The sequence below is a fragment of the Streptomyces sp. LZ34 genome, assembly GCF_053890475.1.
This window is the reverse complement of record NZ_CM132680.1, coordinates 5,713,580-5,733,955: the sequence shown is the minus strand read 5'-3', so window position 1 is coordinate 5,733,955 and position 20,376 is coordinate 5,713,580. Positions and strand designations below refer to the sequence as shown.

Sequence of the window (20,376 nt, the reverse complement as noted above, 5' to 3'; positions counted from 1 at the left end):
CGCCGGCCCCCTTACGACAGCCTGTCCGCGACCACGGACGCCGCTTCCGCGATCAGCTTGTCGTCGGGTTCGGCGTCCTTCTTGCCGCGGTTCGACAGGATCGCGATCACGATGGGGGCCGAGTCCGGGGGCCACACCACGGCGATGTCGTTGCGGCCGCCGTAGTAACTGCCGGTTCCGGTCTTGTCGCCGACCACCCAGCCCTTGGGTACGCCGGCCCTGATGAGCTGGTCGCCGGTCTTGTTGGTCTTCAGCCATGTCGTGAGCTGCGCCCGTTCGCCCTTGCCGAGGACGTCCCCGAGGACGAACGCGCGCAGGTCCTTCGCGAACGCCCGCGGAGTGGTGGTGTCCCGCGTCTCGCCCGGGACCCATCGGCTCAGGTACGGCTCGGGGCGATCCATCCGGGTGACGTCGTCGCCCATCTCCTCGAGCGCGGCGTCGAGGCCCTTGGGGCCGCCGAGCTCCTTGAGGATCAGGTTGGCCGCGGCGTTGTCGCTGTAGCGGACGGCGGCGTCGCACAGCTCACCCAGGGTCATCCCGGTGGCGACGTGCTTCTCGGTCACGGGGGAGTTGTCGAGCAGCTCGTCCTTGGAGTACGTGATCTTCTTGTCCATCCCGCTGAGCGAGTACTTCTTCAGCGCGGCACCGGCGGCCATGGCCTTGAAGGTCGAGTTGTAGGCGAAGCGCTCGCCGTCGTTGTACGCCACCTCCCGGCCGGTGCCGGTGTCGATGGCGTAGACGCCCAGGCGCGCGTCGAACTCGCGCTCAAGGTCCTTGAACTCGCGGACGTACGGCCGCGTCGCGGGAGAGGTTGCTTTCTTTGAGGACGGAGACGCCGAGGCCGGTGAACCGTCCTGGCCGCAGGCCGCGAGCGGGACGAGGGTGAGGGCGGCGAGCGCGCCATACAGGGCGCGCCGGACGCGGGTGTGCCGCATGATCCGGACCTCCGGGTCGGGAGATGGGGTTGATGGTCAGCACCCTCGCCTCGCCATGGCTATGCGGTCCAATACGCTTGGGTGGGGTTTCATGCCGATGCGACATAGGGGTGGGCGCGGTGGACCTGGTGGGAGCGTGTCGCGCGTTCGTCAGCGTGAGCGAGCGCGGCAGCTTTACGGTCGGAGCGGCCGCCGCCCGGATGTCCCAGCCGGTGGCCAGCCGCCGTATCGCCGCCCTGGAGCAACGCTTCGGTGAGCAGCTGTTCGAACGCACCTCGCGGCGGGCCGTCCTCACGCCCTTCGGCCGCGACCTGCTGCCGACGGCCCGTCAACTCGTCCTGGTCGCAGACGTACTGGAACACGAGGCGGAAACCGCCAAGCGCAAGCCGTGGCGGCTCGCGGTGCCCGGGATCTGCTCCACCGTCGATCTCGCCCGCCTCGTCGCCGACGCGCGGGGGCACGGCGTCACCCTCGAACTCCGCGCCGGCCCGCCGCCGCGGCGGCTGGAGCTCATCCGCTCCCAACAGGTGCGCGCCGCCCTGCTCCCGGTGCCGCCGGACGAGGCCACCTGGTCCGTACCGCTCGGGCTGGCCGGCGCTCAGGCCCCCGGCGTGACCCGCGTCTACCTCGACACCCTGCGGATGGGCCGGGCCGACCCCGGGCCGGCCCGCCGCATCTGGATCCAACCGGAAGACGACGCCCCGCACGTCCGCGACCCCCTGACGCGGCTGCGCGACGCCGTGGGCCTGCGGCCCGTACAGCTCGCCGTCGCGGCCGACCTCACGACCGCCGCGGCGGAAGTGCTGTGCTCGCGCGACCTGTTGCTGTGCTCGCCCGCGCAGGCCCGGGAACTCGCCCTGAGCTGGCGCCCCCTCGGCGACATCGCGCTCACCCGGGGGTACGCCCTCACCGCCGCCGCGGCCGGCGATCCACAGCACATCCAGGCCCGCCTGGGCGACGCGATCGCACGCTGCCTCGGCGCCGAGGGGGCGTTCGCATGACCGAGGCGCTGCTTCGCGAGATGCGCGGGCGACTGCACGACGGTGGCCTGCGCGGCTATCTCCTCGTCCGGGATCTGCGTACGGGCGAAGAGCTCGGCATCGAGCCGGACGCCCAACTGCCGGTGGCATCCCTGGTCAAGGTCCCGCTCGCACTGGCGACGGCGGAGCGCATCCGGCGCGGTGAGCTCGACGGGGCGACGACGCTCGACATCGCACCCGGGCGGATCACCACGCCCGGCCCCACCGGGCTGAGCCGATTCCGCCATCCCGCCCGGATCGCCATCGACGACCTGCTGTATCTCAGCACCTGCGTGAGCGACAACTCGGCCGCCGACGCGCTGTTCGATCTCACCCCGCCCGCCCAGGTCGCCGACATCCTCCACGAGCTCGGCCTCCACGGCATGACCGTCCGGCACACCATGCGCGAACTGGCCGACACCCCCGTCGAACGCTTCGACGCCACCCAGGCGCATCTCGCCCATGCCCTCGCCATCGACGCCGGCACCAGCGGCCGCGGACACCGGGTGCCGCAGCTCGACACCACCCGCGCCAACACGGGCAGCGCCCGTGCCTGTGTCGAACTGCTCCAAGCCCTGTGGACACCGTCGACCATCCACCCGGAAGTGGCCACCCGCGTGCGCGGCCTCATGTCCCAGAACGTGATCCGACACCGCCTCGCCCCGGACTTCGGCTCCGACGCCACCACCTGGTCTTCCAAGACCGGCACCCTCCTCAACCTCCGCCACGAGATCGGCGTCGTCGAGCACTCCGACGGCCAGGCCTTCGCCATCGCCGTCCTGACCGAATCCCTCGTCCCCGCCGGCACGCAGCCGGGCGCCGACGCCCTCATGGCCCAGGTCGCCCGCGCCCTGCGCGACCACCTTCGGCAGCTCTGAGCGCGCCGATGAACGGGGAGTGCCCCGTCATACCCGTGCAGGACATGCCCGCCGCGTGTAATGCGTTCTCAGTAGTCGGGATTGTCGGCGGGCGCACGACGACGGGACGGGTCGGGCCCGGGGAGTCTGGGGGTACCCCGAGATCAGATGTGGAGACCTCCGCCCGTGGCTACTTTTCTCTACCGACTGGGCCGTCTGGCCTTCCGGCGGCGCTGGCCCGTCGCCTTGTTGTGGGTGGCGGTGCTGGCCGCTGTCGGCTTCGGCGCTGTCCAGGCTCCCGCTGCCCCCGATGAGGGGTCCTCCATGCCGGGGATCGAGTCCCAGAAGGCATTCGACCTGATGGAACAGCGTTTCCCCGGGGCCAAGGCCGACGGGGCGAGCGCCCGGATCGTCTTTGTCGCTCCGGACGGGCAGAAGATCACCGCGGCCGGGAACCGGGCGGCCGTCGAGAAGACCGTGGGTGAGGCGGCCGACGGGACTCAGGTCGCCAGTGCGGTGAGCCCGTTCCAGGCGAAGGCGGTGAGCAAGGACGCCTCGACCGCGTATGCGACCGTCACCTACAAGGTGAAGGCCGACGACCTCACCGACGCGAGCAAGAAGACGCTTGAGGACGCCATAGGGCAGGCCCGGGACGCGGGCCTGACCGTCGAGGTCGGGGGAAGCGCGCTGGCGACCCAGCCCTCGGCGGGCGGGGCGGCCGAGGGGATCGGCATCGCCATCGCCGCCGTCGTGCTGCTGATGACCTTCGGCTCGCTGGCCGCGGCCGGGCTTCCGCTGCTGACCGCGATTGTCGGCGTCGGCATCAGCATGGCCTCGATCCTGGCCCTGGGCAGTGCCCTGGGCCTGTCCATGACGACCGGCACCCTGGCCACGATGCTCGGCCTCGCGTGCGGTATCGACTACGCCGTGTTCGTCGTCTCCCGCTACCGCGAGGAGCGGGCCAGGGGGCACGCGCCCCAGGAGGCGGCGGGGCTGGCCGCCGGTACCGCCGGGTCGGCGGTCGTCTTCGCCGGTCTCACCGTCGTCATCGCGCTGGCCGGGCTCTCGGTGGTCGGTATCCCGATGCTGACCAAGATGGGGCTGGCAGCCGCGGGCGCGGTCGGCGTCGCCGTGGTCATCGCGCTGACCCTGGTCCCGGCCTGTCTCGGCTTCTGGCCGAACGCCGTACTGTCGCGCTCCGCCCGCAAGCGCGGGCGGGCCGAGGTGGCCGGTCGGAACAACGGCGGCAGCCGCTGGGCCCGGTTCGTGCTGCGCCGCCCCGTCCCCGTACTCCTCGCCTCGGTCGCGGGCCTGGGGACGCTCGCGCTACCGGTGATGGATCTGCAGCTGGGCATGCCCGGAGACGAGGTCAAGCCCACCTCGACCACGGAGCGCCGCGCCTACGACGCGCTCGCCCACGGCTTCGGTGCCGGCTTCAACGGGCCTCTGAGTATCGTCGTGGACGCCAGGGGCGCCGAGAACCCGAAGGCCGCGGTGAAGATGATCGAGCAGAAGATCGGCGCCACCGAGGGGGTTGTCTCCGTCTCGCCGGCGCGGTTCAACCCCGCGGGTGACACCGCGGTGTTCTCCGCCGTCCCGGCCACCGGACCGAGCGACAAGAAGACCAAGGACATCGTCCACACCATCCGCGACGAACGCCCCGCGACCGAGTCGGCCACCGGAGCGAGCTTCGAGGTGACCGGCACCACCGCGGTGAACATCGACATCGCCCAGAAGGTCCAGGACGCGCTGATCCCCTACCTCATCGTCGTGGTGGGCCTGGCCATCCTGCTCCTGCTGGTGGTCTTCCGGTCCGTGCTCGTACCGATCAAGGCGGCCTTCGGCTTCCTGCTGTCGGTGCTGGCGGCTCTCGGCTCGGTCGTCGCGGTCTTCCAGTGGGGCTGGGGCGCCGGCCTCCTCGGTGTCGAGCAGACCGGCCCGATCATGAGCCTGATGCCGATCTTCCTGGTGGGCATCGTCTTCGGCCTCGCCATGGACTACGAGGTCTTCCTGGTCTCGCGCATGCGGGAGGCGTACGTCCACGGGGACCGGCCCGGCCAGGCGGTCGTCTCCGGGTTCCGGTACAGCGCCCGCGTCGTGGTGGCGGCCGCGCTGATCATGATGGCCGTGTTCTCCGGGTTCGTCGGCGCCGGTGAATCCATGATCAAGATGATTGGGTTCGGTCTGGCCACGGCCGTCCTGTTCGACGCGTTCGTCGTCCGCATGGCGCTGGTGCCCGCCGTCCTCGCCCTGCTCGGCAAGGCGGCGTGGTGGATGCCGGGCTGGCTGGACAAGCTGCTGCCCCGCGTCGATGTGGAAGGCGAGGCTCTCAGCCGCCGGTCCTCCACCGCCCCGGCCCCGGTGGACACGGCCGAGCTGGAATCGGCTCACGTCTGACAGCCCTACGCGCCCGAGGGCCGCCCGCGCGGGACGCGGGCGGCCCTCGTCGGCGGTTCGCACCCGGCGCGCCCCCATGGACCCAGATCGCTCTGACCGGAGTACCCGATGAACACCAGCTGGCAGCGGTACGCGAAGAACCATCCCCGCGTCGTCGACACGATGGCCATCCTGCTGCTGTTCACCGCCTCCCTCTCCGGAACCATGTTGAGCAGCGTGGAACCCTTCACCCAGCGGATCGACTGGTGGCCCGGCGCGCTCCTGGCGGGCGTCGCCTGCACAGCCCTGTGGTGGCATCGCAGCCACCCCCGCACCGCTGTCGCGATCACCGCGGTCTGTGCCAACACCGGCAGCGCGCTGGGCTACCTGCTGACCGCCCTGCTGCTGGCGCCGACCATGGCCGCGCTGTACTGGCTCGCCATCCACACCGACCGGAAGACCGCACGCACCTACTGCTTCGCCGCTATCGCACTGCTGGTGCCCACGACACTGATCACCGCCCCCTACCACTACTCGCTGCTCCTCAGGACGATCAACCCCGCCTTCTCGCTGCTGGTGCCGGTCGCCTGGGGTACGGCGGTCCGGCTGCGGCGCGCCTATATGGAGGCCGTGCACGCCCGCGCCGAATACGCCGAGCGCACCCGCGAGGAGGAGGCGCGGCACCGGGTCGCCGAGGAGCGCATGCGCATCGCCCGTGAGCTGCACGACGTCGTCGCCCACCACCTGGCCCTGGCCAACGCCCAGGCGGGCACCGCCGCACACCTCGCCCGGAACAACCCCGACCAGGCGCAGAAGATCCTCACCGACCTCGCCGGTACGACGTCCTCGGCGCTGCGCGAGCTCAAGGCCACCGTCGGCCTGCTGCGCCAGCCGGACGACCCCGAGACGCCCCTGGAACCGTCCCCCGGACTCGGCCGGCTCTCCGAACTGACCACCGCGTTCGCGTCCGCCGGACTCAAGGTCACCGTCACCACCGAGGGCGAGGCGAGACAACTTTCACCGGGTGTGGACCTGACAGCGTTCCGGATCGTGCAGGAGGCACTCACCAACGTCACCAAACACGCCGCCGCGGGCACCGCGCGCGTCAGGCTCGCGTACTCCCGCGACCTGCTGACCATCACGGTCAGCGACGACGGAGCAACCGCGGCCCCCACCGTGCCGGTCCCGGGCGGCGGCTTCGGCCTCATCGGGATGCGCGAGCGCGCCCAGTCCGTCGGTGGCCGCCTGCAAACAGGTCACCGCCCCGAAGGCGGCTTCGCCGTCACCACTGAACTGCCGATTCGTCCCTAGACAGCCCAGACAGCCCAGACAGCCTGGACAGACAGAACCCGGAAGTGACCGAAACAGATGACCATCCGCGTCGTGCTCGCCGACGACCAGGCCCTCCTGCGGGCGACCTTCCGGATCCTGATCGACTCCTGCTCCGACATGGGCGTGGTCGCCGAAGCAGCCGACGGCACGGAAGCGGTCGAGCTCACCCGCGCCCATCACCCCGACGTCGTCCTCATGGACATCCGCATGCCCGGCACCGACGGCCTGGCCGCCACCACGGCCGTCTGCTCCGATCCGGACCTGTCCGCCACCCGCGTCCTCATCCTCACCACCTTCGAGACCGAGGAGTACGTCGCCCGGGCACTGCGCGCAGGCGCGAGCGGTTTTCTCGGCAAGGACGTCACCGCCGACGCACTCCTCACCGCCATCCGCACCGTGGCGTCCGGCGACGCCCTCCTCTCCCCCCTGGCCACCCGAGCCCTCATCACCCGCTTCCTCGCCACCCCCGCACCCGGCAGCCGCCTGGCATCCCCCGAACGCCTGGCCGCCCTCACCGCCCGTGAGCGAGAGGTGATGGCACTGGCCGCCGAAGGCATGTCCAACGGCGAGATCGCTGAAAAACTCGTTGTCAGCCCACTGACCGTACGCAGCCATATCCATCGCGCCATGACGAAACTGCACGCGCGCGACCGCGCCCAACTGGTCGTCGTCGCCTACCAGTCCGGCCTCGTCACGCCGTGACGTCGCGCCAGGTGTCGGGGAGGGCCGTGGCGCCGTAGCGCTCGGCGAGGGCGCGTGCGGCGGAGGCGAGACGGGTCCGCACGACCTGTCCAGACCTAGAACACCTTGACGTCCGTGCAGCCATGCCGGGCCGCGGATCGCTCCGCGAACTCCCGCAACGCTTCGCGGGCGTAACCACGCTGCGGCTTGGCGTCGTGGTCGTAGTCGCGGTAGTCGACCACGAAGACCGCCTGCCGCGGTGAGCCGGGGCAGGCCGCCTCGGCCCGGAAGAGGAAGTCCGTCCGCAGCGGCTTGGTCACCGCCGAGTCGAGCTGCCTGCCGGTCTGCGTCTTCATGCGCTGGTCGTCCGCGAAGGTGCCGTAGTAGGAGGACAGGCGGAACAGGGCCTGGCTCTTGTCGTCGATCAGCATGCAATCTTCCACGGGCGCGCGACCTGCGGCCGTCTCGTGGGCACGCGTGATCACCGAGCCGGGCTTGATGCCCGCACATGTGCCGTCCGCCTCGGCGAGTGGTGGCGCCTCCCGGTACTCCGGCCTCCCGGAGTCGAGCGGCCCCACCCGCTGTACGCGGCCGCCGAACCGGGCGTCGCAGCCGTACTCGCGGGCCGCGGCCTGCGCGGTCCGCGTCGCGAACCGGGCCAGCCGTACCCGCTGTACCGCCTCCTCGTACGGCCGCGAACCCCAGCTGTGCACGAACAGCGTCAGGCTGTCCCCGGCGCGCGGACCGTCCGTGTTCCGGCAGTCGAGGACCACGGTGGCCGCGGCGCCATCGCCCGCGAGGTTCTCCATGCCCGACCATCCCGCGCCGATCGGCGCCGGGACCGTGGTGGTGAAGGAGCCGGGGTCCCGCCCGGACACGGTGTGCGGGCCCCATGCCTGGGACCGCCATTCCATCCGGACCACGGCCCGCTGCTGGTACCCGCCCGGACCGTCGAGCCAGCAGATGACAGGCGGGCCCGATCCATCCCGGGACTTGCCTCCGGCCGTTCGATGACTGGTGTCGCCGCTGACGTCGTCGGTGCCGAGCAGCGCGCGCACCTCGTCGACGGCCACCGTGCCGTCACACGCGTCGGCCACGGACTTCTCGTCCCGCCAGCGGTCGTAGCCGCCGCTGAAGTAGAACCATCCCGCCGCGACGGCGAGCAGCGCCAGCGCGATGCCGCCGTATACCTTGGCCCGCCGCCGCATCAGCGTTCCCTGTTTCACCCTGGCACCCCTGCTTGACCTGTCGTGATCGCGACAAGGACGCTAGCAGCCCTGCCCGTCAGCGACACCGACGACCTCCCGCCCGTCGGCGCCGCGAGGGTGACCAGCGGTTCGTCGATCGGCTCAGCTCCCGGGACACCCCTCTGACGTCTCTCAGCGTCAGCACTCTCACAAGATCACTGAGGGAGGTCACCCATGACCGGAATGGCTGCCCGCTACCTCTACCTCGCCCGGAACGGCGAGGCTTCACCAGATGAGCGCGAGCTGACGGACAACGGCCGCCGGCAAGCCCTACTGCTCGGCGAACGCCTACCGGCCTTCCGCTGCCGCGCGGATGGCGTCGTCCATCTGCCGCCAGGAGAGTGTGAAGCCTTCCTCGGTGGGAGTGAGTGCCTGCGGCCCGTAGGTGAGGTGCCCGGCCTCGAAGAGGTGCACGCGCGCCGCCGGGTCGGGGGCGATGGCGTACGAGCCCAGTGAGCGCCACGGCTGGGCGGTGATGCCCGCCTCCTCCCGCAGTTCGCGGCGTGAGCGCTCTTCCGTAGTCTCACCGCCTTCTCTCCGCCCGCTGGCAGGAACAGGTACCACCACAACGGATGTATTGGGGCGAAAAGGGCCGATTACCTGCTTGGCGGTCATGAGGTTCCTCCGCTATCCGCGGGCGGGCAGTCGCCTGCCCCTGCTCTCGGCCATTCCCAGCACGTTGCGCAGCGCCAACGCTGCGCGAGGAAGCGGGGCTCTCTGCCGAGTGTGCGATCTGGCCTGCCTGGTTCCGGGCGTGATGTGGCGCCGTTGCTGTCGGTGCGCCCCGTCCGTGCCTACGGCGTGCCCTGCCGTGCCAGATGGGCCCGTGCATTGCGGGTCGCGCTGCTACTCTCGCCGGTTGCCTTGCTGAGCATGGCGATGACGGAATCCGCGAGCCTACGCGTTTCGGGCGGGTCGGTTATGGCCTGCCAAGTGGCCACCGCCCGGTAGGCCGAGGCGCGGGTCAGAGGATCGCTGGCTCCTCGGGCTTCGGCACGGGAGTTGGTGACGCTGAGGTATATGCGGGTGGCTGTGGAATGGTCTCCGGCGAGATGAGCGATGTGAGCCTGCATCTCGCGCACGTTCGCGGTGTACTCGTGCTGCTCTCCGTAGGCCTTGGCGATGCGCTGCTCCAGAGTGCGCGCGATCGCCTCCGCTTCGGCCAGGCGGCCGTCGGCCATAGCCGCGGTGGCGGCGGTGAGTTGTTCCTGCTGCTCGACGGGCATTGGCAGCCGGCCCACAGGGCTGTCGACGTTCCCGTTCTGTCTCAGGGGCTGGTGGCCCTCTGGCGGGGCGGGGGTCGGAGTCGGTTCTGGCACGGTGTGCGCCGACGTGGCTCCGGTCCAGAACTCGGGGGTCACTGCTCCCCAAGGGGCGTAGAGGCTGTGATCGTTATCGTGCATGCGCGGCTCCGGGAATGGGGAGTGTGCGGCCTTCGGTATCAGGAAACGATCCTGCGGACGGCGACGATGCGAGTGATCGGGCTCTTGGAATGACGCCAGCTGTCGTAGGTGACGATCCTCGTCTTCACACCGGTGCGGGGAGCCTCGATGACCCGGTTCTCGCCGATGTACATGCCGACGTGGCCGGGGCTTGAGGCGGTGCCGTCGGAGCCCGGTGTGAAGACCAGGTCGCCGGGCTGCGGGGCGTCGATGTTCACGGCCTCACCCTCATCGACCTGCGTGAAGGTCGTCCGACTGATGGTTACTCCAGCTGCCTTGTAGGCCTGCTGCATCAGGCTGGAGCAGTCACACCAGTGCGCGGGGTTGCTCCCGTGGGCGTCAGTGCACGTGCCGCCCAGGCGGTACCAGCCGCCCTTCTGTTTCAGCGCCCATGCGATGGCGGTGCGGACCTGGGGCGGGGTGTCAGCCGGCACGGTGTAGCCGGCGGGGAGGTCGACCGCCGAGGATGTGCCGGCCGAGGCGGTGAATCGCTTGGCGCTCGCCATGATGTTCCGCACGTAGTGGTACGTCTGGCCTTTCGCGAAGGACTCGGGCGGCACGCCCCTGTACTTCTGTACGGCTCCCCACCCGGCGTTGTAGCCCGCGAGGGCAAGCTCGATCGGCTCTCCCGGGTAGCCGGACCTCTTGGCTTTCTTCAGCAGGGAGCACATGAACCGGCCCTGAGCGGTGATGGCGTCTGGCGGGTCGAGGGGGGAGGCGGCCCCGTCCCCGTCCGCGTCCGTCGCCCAGGTCTTCCACGTGCCGGGCATGAACTGGGCTATGCCCTGAGCCCCGGCGGGTGAGCGGGCGTTGGGGTTGAAGCCGCTCTCCTGCTTCAACTGGGCGGCGAGGACAGGGGCAGGCAGACCAGGGCAGGCGCCGGCGGCCTTCTCGACCCATGGCGCGTATTGAGGGGGTATGGATCCCGACCTGAGGCCGCCGCCGACGGCGGCGGTGTTAGGGCTTGCACTGGCAACCTCTGATGTGGTGGTGGTCTGGATGGCGACTCCGGCAATGAGGGCGAACGGAGCCGCGATGAGCGCCCCCGCACCCAGCAGAACTTTCTTCGCCAATGCTCCCCCGTTTCCCCCTCCAGGCGGCTTATGTCGCCTGGAGCCCCCTCCGCGTCAGACCGGTTCGCCCGGTGTGTCCTCTGGAGCCGGGAAGCGTCTCGGTCGCAGACGAGCCCCGTGCCTGCGGGCGGGCGATCCGCCCTAATCGCCCCCTGTGTTCGCAACAGCACCGCTGGCCGCATGCAACACGCAGGTGTATTTGCGTAACGAGGCTGCCTCAATCCCCGCCACGCGTCAAAGGACGTGGACAACACGGCGAGTCAGTTGTTAGACATGGCGCTTGGTCAACTCGCGTAAGCGTAGCGTTGATTGATCCAGGTCGATGGGGGTGTAGTGATGGCCAAGGCGGCGGCGCAGCCGGTTCCGCTGGCTTCACGCACCCGGCTGATCGTGCCGGTGATGGCCTCGGTCGGGGGCAGCGGGCGTTCGGTCACTGCCGCGTTGGCCGCCGATGCCTTCGCTGTCCGTGGCACCACTGTTGTGCTTGATACGGTCCCGCACCTCGCGTCGCCGTGGGCCGGTTGGTCTGCCAGTTCCGGAGCGGGGCTTGCCTCGATCCCGCCGGATCAGCCTCTCTACGCGCGTCAGGTCCATGAGGCAGCCGGCGCAGGTCCTGCGTCCGGCCCACACGCCTGGCATGTCGTGACGGATTACCGCCGGTGGGACGCTCCTCCGCTGTCCCTGCCCGGGGACCCCGAGGCATGGCACCAGCTCGCCGCCATCGGCGGATGGCAGGCCGCCATCATCGACACCAGCCACGACCTCGCCCACGACGTGGTGAGCTCCCGGCACTCCGGCCGCTCAGGAATCAGCGCCCGCTGGTGCTCGCTGCCCTACGCGGTCCCCGTGTTGTGCGCGGCCGCGACCGGCGAGGGCGTGGCCGCACTGCAGACCGCCGTGATGGCCGCAGAAGCCGACGGGCTGCCCTTGCAGCGCACCATCATCGTCCTGGCCGCGACCGGTGAAGGACGGTGGCCGGCGTCGGTCAAGGCGGCTCTGACCATGCTGGAACCCAAGGTCGGCGCGCTCATCCGGCTGGAGTACGACCCGCGGATCCGTGCTCAAGGCGTACGTGACCTCGCCCGGCTCAAGCCCCGCACCCGCGCCGTCGGCCGCGACCTGGCGCAGGCCGCTCTGTCATTGGCTCATGCGACCTGGGGCGAGCCGCTCCCTCCCGCTGCCGTTCCCGCGCCCCTTTCGGAAGGAAAGCCGTTACGTGTCCCTGTCCCTGACCCTGCTCAAGTCGGCGGTATACCTCGCGGACAAGTGTGACAAGAAGAAAGAGGATTGCGACGACTCTGACGACCCGCTCATGCCGCGGTCGCCGGTCAGCCTGCCAGGGAAGTTGGGGAACGCTACCGACACGTTGATCGGCTGGTCTCTGACCGTCGCCCTGCTGGCCTGCCTCCTCGGTTTCATCTGGGGCGGGGCCCTGGTCGGTATCGGCAACAACACCGAGCGCCCGGACATGGCAGCGCGCGGGAAGCGCTCGATGCTGTGGTCCTGTGTTGCGGCCGGCGGCATCGGCGCGGTCTTCGGGCTCGTCGGGGCCTTCTACAACCTCGCCCGGGGGTAGTGCCTTGTCTTTCGATCACCACTTCCAGCGCCGCCGCCGGGCGCGTAACCGCCTGCTGATGCTCGCCGCGCTTGTGGCAGCCGCCACGCTCGGAGCAGCCACGTTCGCCGTCCTCACCCGGGATTCCGGATCAGAAAAAGCTAGCTCCGACCAGAAGCATTCCACTTCTCCACCCAGCTCTCGGCCAACATCAGGTTCCACGGAACCCGACGTGCTGCCTAACGCCGACGCTGTGAAGGACGGCGTGCCGATCGGCTATCCCCATACCGTCAAAGGCGCCATCTCTGCAGCTGCGCACTTCTACGATATCTCCGATCCCTTCGATCCAAGTGCGCAGGAAAAGCTGGCGCGCATCACCGCTGTTCCGGGCAAAGAAAAAGAGCTTGGTGACGATGCTTTCCGTTTCGCCATGGCGTTGCGGTCCAGTGCTGGCCTGCAGCCTGTCGGTGAGTCAGACAACGCGAACTTCTACACGGCACAGTCCCGCGCCTATCGGATATCCGCAGCGAAGGCAGACAAGGTCGTCGTGTGGATTCTTACCGACACTGAACTTTCCGTCCGAGGCGTGATGAAGTCCGAGACAACCGTCCAGACAGCATCGTTGCTGTGGGCCGAGGGTGATTGGAAGTTCACCACCCACGAGGATAGGGGGAAGGAGCCGCGACCAGTGGTGCCGGACAGTTCCGAAGCGGTGCGGGAAGGGTGGCGGACCCTTGCATACGAGAAGTAGCACGCTTTGGATTCTGCTGGTGGCACTAATAGCCACCCTGCTAGCAGTTGGGGCGCCGGGAGCTTCTGCTGATGAGTCCAAGGCCAAAGAGCTGGCCAAGTGCAGCGCTGATGACGTATTCAACAAAAAGGGCAACTGCTTCGATCTGTACAAAAAATATTGCGTTAAGAATGGCGAGGCTAACAACGCCATCAAGGAGTGCAAACGGCTGAACGGCCAGATCCTCTTGGAGGATCCGTACGAACAACCGACAGTGGGTGACAAGCTATGCAAAAAGCATCGCAACGTTGCCTGCGATGGCGTGAAAGGAATAGAGGAGGGAACGAAGAAGGTCAATGATGCCGTAATGAACCCGGCAGACACGTTGGCCTCTGCGGCCTTCGATGCCGTGGCGGGAAAGTTTGGCAATGCCGCCACTGAGATCCTTGGCAGTCTGACGTCAGTGTTCCTTGACGTTTCGACGATCAAGCTAGAGGACACTGGACTCAACGGAGGTAAGAAACTCCCTGATGGCAGGAAAAGTATCGGCGCCTATCAGATGACGTGGGCATTGTCGTCTGTGGTGGCCTTGTTCTTGCTGATCTGGCAGTTTACGAAGGTGGGTTACAGCGGCGACGGGTCTGCGGCAGCTACAGCGATCATTGGGCTGGCCAAGTGGGCAGTGATCTGTGTGGCTTCCCTGGCGGTGACACAAGCCGCGCTCGGCGCGTCAGACGAGATCAGCACATGGCTGATGGATAAGTATGACAAAGGTGGCGGGGACGAAGCATTCGAGGCCAAGCTAAACACGATCTTTATGTTCGGTGGCTGGGATAACACCGCATTGATCCTTCTGTTCGGGATCATCGCGGCGCTGGCATCGCTTGTGCTGTGGGGTGAGATGCTGTTGCGCCAGGCGGCGATCGTGGTGCTGGTGGCCTGCATTCCGATCGTGGCGGCAGGCGGGATCATGGACGTTACCAAGGAGTGGTGGTCTAAGACCCGAAACGCGTTGATCGCGTTGATCCTAGTGAAGCCCGTTGTCGTGCTGATCTTCGTGATCGGGTTCACCTCCACAGGCAACTCCAAGAGCGTAAAGGACTTCATGGTTGGCTTGCTGACCATCGTGCTGGGCGCCTTGGCCTGGCCCGCACTGGCGAAATTCATGACCTTCACATCCGTGGGGTCCGGCGGCGGGCTCGCCTCCGGCCTGCTGGGGGCGGTCGGTGGCACTGCCGGATCGATGTTCGGGTACGGCGGCGGAACGCCGTCCGGCGCGGGGGCGGTCGGCGGCGGTCGCGCGTTCACTCAAGCTTTGCAGTCGGAGAACGACAGCAACGCTGCCCACGCGGCCGCCGGCGGCCGCGTGGGCAGCTTCGGCGGCCTGGGCAAGCTGGGCGCGGCAGGGCTGGCCCTACAGGGCGCTAAGGCAGGCAAGGAACTGCTGGAAGGCGGCATGGAGGCGATGGCCGCCCATGCCGATTTGGGCCCCGGCAAGGACATGGGCGGACAGGTCAATGTCCCGCCTGGTAGCGGGGGAGGGGGACAGAGCGGAGATGCCAGTGCGCCCACCTCACCGCCTCCGCCGCCGGAGCCGGGGGCCGGAGGCCCGCCTCCGCCAGGGGCGGCACCGCTGGAGCGCGGTTCCGCGCGACGCGCGGTAGACGCCGGAGACAACCCGCCGGCAGTTGACGGGGGCCGTGAGCCGACACCGATTTCGGCTGCTCCTGCGCGGCTGGCTCTGCCGCCTGCCCCACGGGCCGTCGACGGCAGTGAGGGGTAGCCGATGAGCCAGAGCCAACCGGCCACCTATGCGGGCTGGCAGTCGGAGCGGCAGGGCTTCGTCGGATCCTTGTCGCTGACCGGCTGTGTGCTGCTCGCCGCGGCCGCGCTGTGCGTGATGCTGCCGGTCTACACGCAGAACTGGGCGGCAGAGATCATCGCGATCCCCGTCGCCGCTGTGCTCTACGCGCTGGCCAAGGTGCCCATCTACGGCATGACCGCCGAGGAGTGGGCCCGGCTGGCGATCCGTCACCAGATCAACGTGGCTGGAGGCCGCGACGTGTTCCTGAGCGGTGTATTCGCTCCCCGGCGCCGGTCTGACGATCAGCAGCCGATGGACCTGCCGGGGATCCTGGCCCGGCTGAAGATCCTGTCCGCCCCCATCGGCGGGCAGGAAGAGATCGCGGTGGTCTACGACCCGCTGGAGAACACCTACAGTGCCGTGCTGGAGATCCGCTACCCCGGCCTGGCCCTGGAGGACACCGACCAGATCAACCGGCGGGTCGCCGCCTGGGGGGCTTTCCTGCGCACCCAGTGCGTGGAGGGTGGGCCGATCGTGCGGATCGCCGTCCACGAGCGGTCCCTGCCCGATGACGGCACCGCCCTGCAGTCCTGGACCGCCGTCCACGTCGACCCGGACGCTCCGCCCGCCGCGGTGGATGTGGTGACCGAGCTGGCCGCTCAAGGCGGCCCGGTCGCCAACGCGCGCGCCACCTACCTGACCGTGACCTTGTCGGCCTCCCGGGCCCGGCTGGCGGTCAAGGGAGCGGGCGGCGGCCGGCTGGGGGCGTGCGCGGTCCTGGTGCGTGAGATCACCGCCATGCAGTCCGCTCTGGCCGCCGCCGATCTGAAGGTCGTCGCCCAGCTCAAGCCGCGGCAGCTCGCGCAGGTCATCCGCACCGCGTTCGACCCCGAGGCGGTCGCGGAGATGGCTATCCGTAACACCGCCGCCGAACAGCCCGGCTGGGAGGGCGTCGAGCCAGGTGTCGACCCGCGGCTCGCGGGCCCGGCCGGTCACGAGACCGAGCGCAGCCTCTACCGGCACGACGGCGCGGTCAGCGTCACCTACCAGGTGCGGAACTGGCCTGCCTCGACCGTCTACGCCACGTGCCTGCAGCCCCTGCTGCGGCCTCGGCCGAACGCCCGACGCTCCCTGTCGCTCACCTACGAGCCGATGGGGCCGCGGAGGGCCCGCACCGAGCTGTCCCGCGCGCGCACGAAGAAGGACGTGGCGCGCAGGCTGCGGGCGAAGACCGGGCGGATCGAGTCGATGGACGAGCGCGCCGAGATGGTCCGAGCCTTGGAGCAGGACGCGGCCCGCGCCTCCGGGCACGGCATCGTGCGGTTCACCGGCCTGGTCACTGTCACCGTGACCGACACCGACGAGCTGGAGACCGCCTGCGCGGAGCTTCAGCAGGACGGGGCGGCGGCCGGTCTGGAGCTGCGCCGAATGTATTACGCGCAGGACTCCGGATTCGCGGCCGCCGCGCTGCCCCTCGGCCTGGGGCTGCCCGAGCGCCGGGCGGTGATTTAAATGGCGTTTTTCACCCGGGCCCGGAACCGGGAGGACACCTCTGTCCCCTCCCAGGGGTTCGCGCACGTTCTGACCGAGGGCAGGCCCCGCAGCGCACCAGCCCCTGCCCCGGCGCCGGAGCAGAAGAAACGCGCGGGCATCGGCCCGGTGCCGCACCGGCTCGGCCACAACGCCCCGTTCGCCGGGCGGGCCGCCAACGAGCCCAAACCAGAGGTCCACCGCGCCGACACCAGCCAGGTCGCGGGCCTGTACCCGTTTCTGCATCCGGACACCCTGCCGCCGGTCGGTGCCTACATCGGGTACAACGTCCTGACGATGCGGGCGTTCAGCGCGCACCCGTCGGTGTGGGTCTCCGAAGGGCTGGTCACCAACCCCAACGTGATGATCACCGGCATCCCCGGCAGTGGGAAGTCGGCGCACATCAAGTCGCTGTGCCTCAGGCTGATGGCCTTCGGCACCAGGACGCTGATCGCAGGCGACGTCAAAGGTGAGTACGCCCCTTTGTGCCGCCACCTCGGCTACGAGCCGCTGCTGCTCGGCCCTGGCATGCCCGGACGACTGAACCCGCTGGACGCCGGGCCGCTCGGCGAGGGCCTGGACGACATCACCGACCGGCACGTACTGGCCACCCGGCTCACCGAGATCCATCGTCGCCGCATGTCCCTCATCAAGGCCCTGCTCGAACTCCAGCTACGCCGACCGCTGTTGGCTGAGGAAGAAGAAGCGGTCTCCGCCGCGATCCGCGAGGTCACCGGCGAGCTGGCCCGCCGCGACACCCTGACCGCGCCGACCCTTCCCACAGTGCACGCCGCGCTGATGGACCCCACCGAGGACATGGCGTACGAATTGCGGGTCCGGGACAAGGACATCCAGGCCACGCGGGAGCTCACCCGGTCCATCCGCGCTGCCCTCGGCCAGATGGTCAACGGCCACCTCGGCGGCCTGTTCGACGCCGAAACGTCCAGCGAGCTCGATTTCACCGCTCCGATCCAGTGCGTGGACATCTCGCGGATGAAGGACTACGGGGACGACATCGTGAGCATGATCCTCACCTGCGTCTCCTCCTGGGCCCAGGCGGCCATCGACACCCCCGGCCCGCCCCGCCTGGTGGTCCGCGACGAGCTGTGGCGGCAGATGCGCTCCGGCGGCGCCTCCCAGGTCCGGAAAATCGACTCCGACCTCCGCCTGTCTCGCGCGGACGGCACCATCCAGGTCCTGGCCACCCACCGGCTGGCCGACTTCGAAAGCGTCGGGGCGGCCGACTCCGAAGCGGTCGCCATCGCCAAAGACATGATCTCCAGCTGCGAGACCCGTATCCAGCTCGCCCAGGACACCCGCCCCCTGCAGCAGATCCGCGACGCCGTCGGCCTCACTGACGCCGAGTGCGACATGATCAGCTCCTGGGGCAAAGCCCACGTGGGCCGGGCCTTGTGGAAGGTCGGCAAGACAGGCTCCCACCCCGTCCAGCTACACCTGACCCCGCTGGAAGAGCAGCTTTACCACACCGACGAGCGGATGACGGTATGAGCGGCAGCTCATCCTCCCCGCGCCCCGGCGGCGACTCGCTTCTCGTTCCCTCCCTGCTCCTGGCGGCCATTGCCGCGGCGGCCTGCACGCTGGTGACCGCCCCGGCCGCCGCAGCGCTCGCCGGGCACGGCTGGGCGGAGATGGACCGGGACCCGGCCACCGCCGCGCTGCTCACGCTGGGGCGCGGGCCCGCTGCAGCCTGGGACCCGGCCCCGCCCGTGTGGCTGTTCTGGACCGTGACCGTCATCGTCTGGGGCCTGCTGGTGTGGATCGGGTGGCGTCTGCGGCGCATCTTCGGTGGCGGCATACGGCTGGGCGGCGCCCAGTGGGGCGGCGCCCGTATCGAGCGGAAGCTCGCCGTGCCTGGCGACCCGGCCAAGCGACCCAACCGCATTACCGCCGGCCGCGGGCAGCAGACGAAGAAGATCGTGGCCGCCAAGCCGAACATCTCGGCCACGGTCTTCGGCGTCCCCGGCTCCTCCAAGACCAGCGGCCTGGTCCTGGGCAACGCAGCCGAGTGGCAGGGCCCGGTCCTCGTGACCACCACCAAGGCCGCCGACCTGGACGTCATCTACGCACGCCGCAGGAACCTGGGCCCGGTCTGGGTGATCGCCCCCGCCGGAATCCCCGGCCGCCCCACCCACCGCTGGTCGCCGGTCGACTACTGCACCGACGCGAAAGCCGCCGACCGGATGGCCGCCTGGATGGCAGAGGCCTCCGCCTCCAGCGCCGACAAGCGCTCAGCCGCCTGGGTCGACCAAGCCCGCAGCATCCTCAAAGGCGTCCTGCTCGCCGCGCAACTCAACGGCGGCGGCGTCAACGACATGCGCACCTGGCTGGGCCTGGGCAAAGACGCCGTCGACCACGTCCGTGGCGTCCTCCTCGCCCACGGATACGAAGAAGTCGCCGACGACTACGCCTCACCCTGGCTGCGCCTGCACGACGACGGCATCGGCTCCATCCAATTCACCCTGAACGTGCTCGCCCGTGTCTACGCCGACGAAGAAGTCCGCGAGTCCGCAGCAGGAACCGACTTCACCGTCGAGGAGTTTCTCGACCAGAACGGCACCGTCTGCCTGATCGCCTCGGAGTCCGACGCCGAACGCTTCGCCCCCCTGCTCACCTCGATCACCGCCTCGATCATCCACGGCGCCGAAATGCGCTACAACACCACCGGCAAACCCCTCGACCCCGCACTGGGAGTGATGGTCGACGAGGCCGGCAACATGCTCCGCTACCCGCGCCTCCCGAACATCCTCACCACCGGCCGCGGCATGGGCATCAACCTCCTCACCGTCTGGCACGACCTCTCCCAACTCCGCGAAACACTCGGCACCCAGAAAGCCAACACCGTCATGTCCGCCAGTGGCTTGCGCATGCTGCTGCCCGGCTGCGCCGACCCGGAGACGCTGAAGTTCTTCCAGACCCTGCTAGGCCGCACCGAGGTCGCCCGCACCTCGGTGGGTCGCTCACGAGGCGAATACTCCTCCAACACCTCGCCCACGGAAACCGACCTCGCCCCGGTGCACACCCTGATGCAGTTGGAGGACTTCACCGCCGTGGCCCAGTACTCCAACATGCCACCGATCAAGGTCAACATGCGGCTGACCTGGCGTGACAAGGACCTCAAGAAGCACCTCTCCGCGGGAAAGCCGGTGCCGCTGGACAAGGACGGGGCAGTGGAGGCCGCAGATGCCTGACGACCTCCCAGACCTGGACGAACCGGCCGCAGTGTGGCCCGGCCGGCCCCGGCCGACCGACGAGCCGCCTGCGGCACCACAGCGGTGGGTGTGGACGGCGATGGAACCCGCCGAGCGGCGCGCGAAACTCCGCCAGCTGGCCACGTGGGTGAAGTGGCTCATCACCGCCCACGAACTGCACAACACCATCCCGGCCTGCTGGTACCGCCACCCACGGCTTCTGGAACGCCTTACCGCTCTTTACACCGGATGGGTACGTGTCTACTGCTCGCCGGACTCCGAGCGTCATCTGGCCGAGGCAGATTGGATCACGACGCTCGACAACATGGAGCCGAGGCTGAAGGTGCCGACCTGCGCGAGTCGGCATAACCTGCCCCCGCAGTTGAATGGCGGGACGGTGAGCACGCCGACTGGGGCTGAGCCGACGTACGACCCGCTGGAGGAGTTCTTGCTGACCTCTGACTGGGGCACCCGGCCGCCCACACACCCCGCCGCCGAAGAAGCACTTCGCCTCATCTTCACCGAGCCGCCGCTGTAACCGGCGAAGCGGAGTAGCTGTATCGAAGTGCCTGAGGTGTCCACACGG

18 protein-coding genes and 1 pseudogene are annotated in these 20,376 nt (G+C 69.2%); 14 read left to right on the top strand and 5 right to left on the bottom strand.

What is annotated here, in order from left to right; all coding sequences use genetic code 11:
• Window positions 1-11: 11 nt before the first annotated feature.
• Window positions 12-935, bottom strand: a complete 924-nt coding sequence (bla, locus tag ACWY4P_RS22895; protein WP_456212420.1) for a class A beta-lactamase — start codon at window positions 933-935, stop codon at window positions 12-14.
• Window positions 936-1,054: 119 nt separating this feature from the next.
• On the opposite strand from bla, the gene ACWY4P_RS22890 reads away from it, so the two are divergent.
• The 5 genes from ACWY4P_RS22890 (at window position 1,055) to ACWY4P_RS22870 (ending at window position 7,221) form a co-directional block, all read left to right on the top strand.
• Window positions 1,055-1,936: a LysR family transcriptional regulator gene (locus ACWY4P_RS22890; protein WP_456212419.1), complete on the top strand. Its 882-nt coding sequence runs from the start codon at window positions 1,055-1,057 to the stop codon at window positions 1,934-1,936.
• A complete protein-coding gene (locus tag ACWY4P_RS22885; protein WP_456212418.1) occupies window positions 1,933-2,832 on the top strand; it encodes a serine hydrolase in 900 nt (299 codons plus the stop codon). The genes ACWY4P_RS22890 and ACWY4P_RS22885 overlap by 4 nt, the downstream gene beginning before the upstream one ends.
• A gap of 165 nt (window positions 2,833-2,997) precedes the next feature.
• On the top strand, window positions 2,998-5,208 hold the full coding sequence (locus ACWY4P_RS22880; protein WP_456212417.1) for an MMPL family transporter: 2,211 nt from the start codon (window positions 2,998-3,000) through the stop codon (window positions 5,206-5,208).
• A 108-nt stretch (window positions 5,209-5,316) separates the two neighbouring features.
• On the top strand, window positions 5,317-6,498 hold the full coding sequence (locus ACWY4P_RS22875; protein WP_456212416.1) for a sensor histidine kinase: 1,182 nt from the start codon (window positions 5,317-5,319) through the stop codon (window positions 6,496-6,498).
• A 57-nt stretch (window positions 6,499-6,555) separates the two neighbouring features.
• Window positions 6,556-7,221 (top strand): response regulator transcription factor, encoded by a 666-nt coding sequence (locus ACWY4P_RS22870; protein WP_456212415.1) that lies wholly within the window; start codon window positions 6,556-6,558, stop codon window positions 7,219-7,221.
• A 95-nt stretch (window positions 7,222-7,316) separates the two neighbouring features.
• Here ACWY4P_RS22870 and ACWY4P_RS22865 read toward each other — a convergent pair whose 3' ends face one another.
• Window positions 7,317-8,426: a hypothetical protein gene (locus tag ACWY4P_RS22865; protein WP_456212414.1), complete on the bottom strand. Its 1,110-nt coding sequence runs from the start codon at window positions 8,424-8,426 to the stop codon at window positions 7,317-7,319.
• A 195-nt stretch (window positions 8,427-8,621) separates the two neighbouring features.
• Here ACWY4P_RS22865 and ACWY4P_RS22860 point away from each other — a divergent pair.
• Window positions 8,622-8,738 (top strand): annotated as a pseudogene (locus ACWY4P_RS22860) (histidine phosphatase family protein); the annotation flags it as partial.
• On the opposite strand, the gene ACWY4P_RS22855 reads toward ACWY4P_RS22860, so the two are convergent.
• The 3 genes from ACWY4P_RS22855 to ACWY4P_RS22845 all read right to left on the bottom strand — a co-directional run bounded on the left by ACWY4P_RS22855 (window position 8,736) and on the right by ACWY4P_RS22845 (window position 10,962).
• Window positions 8,736-9,062 carry an NUDIX domain-containing protein gene (locus tag ACWY4P_RS22855; protein ID WP_456212413.1) on the bottom strand — a complete coding sequence of 109 codons (327 nt, stop codon included), beginning with the start codon at window positions 9,060-9,062 and terminating at the stop codon, window positions 8,736-8,738. The pseudogene ACWY4P_RS22860 and the gene ACWY4P_RS22855 overlap by 3 nt on opposite strands.
• Window positions 9,063-9,241: 179 nt before the next feature.
• Window positions 9,242-9,673: a hypothetical protein gene (locus ACWY4P_RS22850; protein WP_456212412.1), complete on the bottom strand. Its 432-nt coding sequence runs from the start codon at window positions 9,671-9,673 to the stop codon at window positions 9,242-9,244.
• A 215-nt stretch (window positions 9,674-9,888) separates the two neighbouring features.
• A complete protein-coding gene (locus ACWY4P_RS22845) occupies window positions 9,889-10,962 on the bottom strand; it encodes a C40 family peptidase (protein WP_456212411.1) in 1,074 nt (357 codons plus the stop codon).
• A 642-nt stretch (window positions 10,963-11,604) separates the two neighbouring features.
• Here ACWY4P_RS22845 and ACWY4P_RS22840 point away from each other — a divergent pair.
• The 8 genes from ACWY4P_RS22840 to ACWY4P_RS22805 are packed head-to-tail and all read left to right on the top strand — an operon-like array spanning window position 11,605 to window position 20,328.
• Window positions 11,605-12,234 carry a hypothetical protein gene (locus ACWY4P_RS22840; RefSeq protein WP_456212410.1) on the top strand — a complete coding sequence of 210 codons (630 nt, stop codon included), beginning with the start codon at window positions 11,605-11,607 and terminating at the stop codon, window positions 12,232-12,234.
• The gene (locus tag ACWY4P_RS22835; RefSeq protein ID WP_456212409.1) at window positions 12,179-12,538 is read left to right on the top strand and encodes a pilin; all 360 of its coding nucleotides are present in this window, start codon (window positions 12,179-12,181) and stop codon (window positions 12,536-12,538) included. Before ACWY4P_RS22840 ends, ACWY4P_RS22835 begins: the two co-directional genes overlap by 56 nt.
• 4 nt (window positions 12,539-12,542) lie before the next feature.
• Complete coding sequence (locus tag ACWY4P_RS22830; protein WP_456212408.1) at window positions 12,543-13,268, top strand: hypothetical protein; 726 nt, start codon at window positions 12,543-12,545, stop codon at window positions 13,266-13,268.
• Window positions 13,252-15,030, top strand: coding sequence for a hypothetical protein (locus tag ACWY4P_RS22825; protein ID WP_456212407.1), 1,779 nt, complete (start codon window positions 13,252-13,254; stop codon window positions 15,028-15,030). The genes ACWY4P_RS22830 and ACWY4P_RS22825 overlap by 17 nt, the downstream gene beginning before the upstream one ends.
• A 3-nt stretch (window positions 15,031-15,033) precedes the next feature.
• Window positions 15,034-16,563: an SCO6880 family protein gene (locus ACWY4P_RS22820; protein WP_456212406.1), complete on the top strand. Its 1,530-nt coding sequence runs from the start codon at window positions 15,034-15,036 to the stop codon at window positions 16,561-16,563.
• Entirely contained in the window at window positions 16,564-18,090 is a 1,527-nt protein-coding gene (locus ACWY4P_RS22815) for a type VI secretion protein (RefSeq protein WP_456212405.1), read from the top strand. It begins immediately after the preceding gene.
• Window positions 18,087-19,790, top strand: coding sequence for a type IV secretory system conjugative DNA transfer family protein (locus ACWY4P_RS22810; protein ID WP_456212404.1), 1,704 nt, complete (start codon window positions 18,087-18,089; stop codon window positions 19,788-19,790). Before ACWY4P_RS22815 ends, ACWY4P_RS22810 begins: the two co-directional genes overlap by 4 nt.
• Entirely contained in the window at window positions 19,783-20,328 is a 546-nt protein-coding gene (locus ACWY4P_RS22805; RefSeq protein ID WP_456212403.1) for a hypothetical protein, read from the top strand. The genes ACWY4P_RS22810 and ACWY4P_RS22805 overlap by 8 nt, the downstream gene beginning before the upstream one ends.
• Window positions 20,329-20,376: the final 48 nt, after the last annotated feature.